Annotated in this window: 2 protein-coding genes and 1 pseudogene; 2 read left to right on the top strand and 1 reads right to left on the bottom strand. The window is 42.8% G+C overall.

Features of this window, described 5'->3' with window-relative positions:
* Positions 1–78: 78 nt before the first annotated feature.
* Both AAC855_RS21725 and AAC855_RS21070 read left to right on the top strand, forming a co-directional pair.
* Positions 79–696, top strand: a pseudogene (locus AAC855_RS21725) (RHS repeat-associated core domain-containing protein); the annotation flags it as partial.
* 11 nt (positions 697–707) lie between these two features.
* Positions 708–1160, top strand: coding sequence for a hypothetical protein (locus AAC855_RS21070; RefSeq protein WP_340612099.1), 453 nt, complete (start codon positions 708–710; stop codon positions 1158–1160).
* 114 nt (positions 1161–1274) lie between these two features.
* Here AAC855_RS21070 and AAC855_RS21065 read toward each other — a convergent pair whose 3' ends face one another.
* Positions 1275–1595 carry a SymE family type I addiction module toxin gene (locus AAC855_RS21065; protein ID WP_340612100.1) on the bottom strand — a complete coding sequence of 107 codons (321 nt, stop codon included), beginning with the start codon at positions 1593–1595 and terminating at the stop codon, positions 1275–1277.
* Between the last annotated feature and the right edge of the window lie 133 nt (positions 1596–1728).

Here is a 1728-nt window from a genome sequence, read left to right as displayed (position 1 = left end):
AACGTGTCCCGCTGAAAGCCTTGCCCTGCGCGGGCTAGCGCTATCCTACGGGTATGACTGCCTCGGAGCTGATGACCCTTCGCCGGTCAGTGGCTGGATGAGGAGAGCGGGCTGGTCTACAACCGGTTCCGGTATTACTCGCCGGTGGCGGGGCAGTATCTGACGCCGGACCCGATTGGGTTAGCTGGAGGTGAAAAGCCGTATGCTTATGTTGGAAACCCGACCAAAGCGGTTGATCCGCTGGGTTTGGCTGGGTGTGAAGAACCATGGAAAATAGTCGATCGTTTCAGGCGCTCGAAAAACAAGATGGAACCTTTAGGGGATCATATACCAACTCCGGGAGATAACATGGGTACGGTTGCCTTTTTTGAAATGAATGGCCGCCGGATATTTGGTGTAAACTCTGGGACATTGATAAAAAAGGATAAAGCATTAGGTAAAAAATGGAATGAAAAGATTGACTATTTATCTAAAGATGAGAAAGGAACCTCAGCTTTCCATGCTGAAGGGCATGCCTTAATGCGAGCTTATGAAAAGTCCGGTGGTGTAATGCCAAAAGAAATCACGATGTATGTTGATCGACAGACTTGTGGTCATTGTGAACGTTTTTTACCTGCCTTGATGAAAGAAATGGGCATTGAGCAAATGAAGCTATTCTCCAAAAATGGTGCTTCAGTAGTTTTGCATGCAAAATAGAGATTAATAAGATGGAAGGATTTGAAATTAGATACCCTGGTAGCCGCCAGATTTATGATTCACCCTCAATCGAGCAGTTTGATAAATTATTTTTGTCTGGGGACGTTTCTTTGTGGAAACAATTACCTGAAGGATATATATGTTATCAATCTCCTGATAAAGGCCTTTTCAAGTTGGCGTATATATATTGTTTTGATAATTCAACTGTATCGATGTCATATAATATTAATGGTAAGGAAGGGTATTTTGCTTTAGCTAACCCTGACCTAATTAATAAATTTATCGATGCACATGATGAGAACTTGGTTCCATTAGGTAGTTGTGTCAATTTGAATGAAGCTCATATTCTTGTTATGGAGTTTCTTGAGAATCCGATGCAAAAACCTTCACATATACCGTGGATATCGAGTGATGATGTTGATTATCGGGAATTCTATGAACTGTTGGGTATTGACGATGATTGAAAATGAGATCAAACGAAATATTTTAGTGAATTACTAAATTAAAATAAGCTGTTTCCATTTACTATTTTTATTATTAAACCGGAAGTATCCCATTGATCTTCCGGTTTTTTATTATCACCCCGCCTGATAATCCCCAATCAGTTCCCGTATCCACAGTTTCATCTTACTTAGCTGGTCTTGCTGGCGTTGGTACTGTTGCTTAATGGTGCGGGTGTCATCGCTGTCAGGAATAATCACCAGACAACCGTCCATAATTTTGACGGTGAGTGTACCACCAATATCAAAACCTGCTGCCTTAAGCCATTGCCCTTTAAGGTGGATCGCAGGCGGGGCACTGGCCTTGTCATTTTGCGGCACGTATCCCACGGTGTAATAACGTTCTGTTTTTGCCGCTTTATTTACGGCATGGTTTTGCTTAGAATGCGCCTTAGCCATCATTCAACTCCTTGTTAGTTGTTTGTGGTGAGCGGCGTTGGCAGGTTGCCCCCTGCCATCACCGCGTTATCTCTTCGCTTATTCTTTACTGCTCTCAATCACGGTATCTAACATCTCAGAAACAAACTTCTGT

Source organism: Xenorhabdus bharatensis (assembly GCF_037996705.1).
Taxonomy (GTDB): domain Bacteria; phylum Pseudomonadota; class Gammaproteobacteria; order Enterobacterales; family Enterobacteriaceae; genus Xenorhabdus; species Xenorhabdus bharatensis.
Note: the sequence above shows the minus strand (reverse complement) of the source record. Positions and strands in the feature narration are given on the sequence as shown.

Excerpts from the sequence above, each read along its gene's own strand:
- AAC855_RS21065 (WP_340612100.1), bottom strand. The coding sequence starts at position 1,595 with ATGGCTAAGGCGCATTCTAAGCAAAACCATGCCGTAAATAAAGCGGCA.
- AAC855_RS21070 (WP_340612099.1), top strand. The coding sequence starts at position 708 with ATGGAAGGATTTGAAATTAGATACCCTGGTAGCCGCCAGATTTATGAT.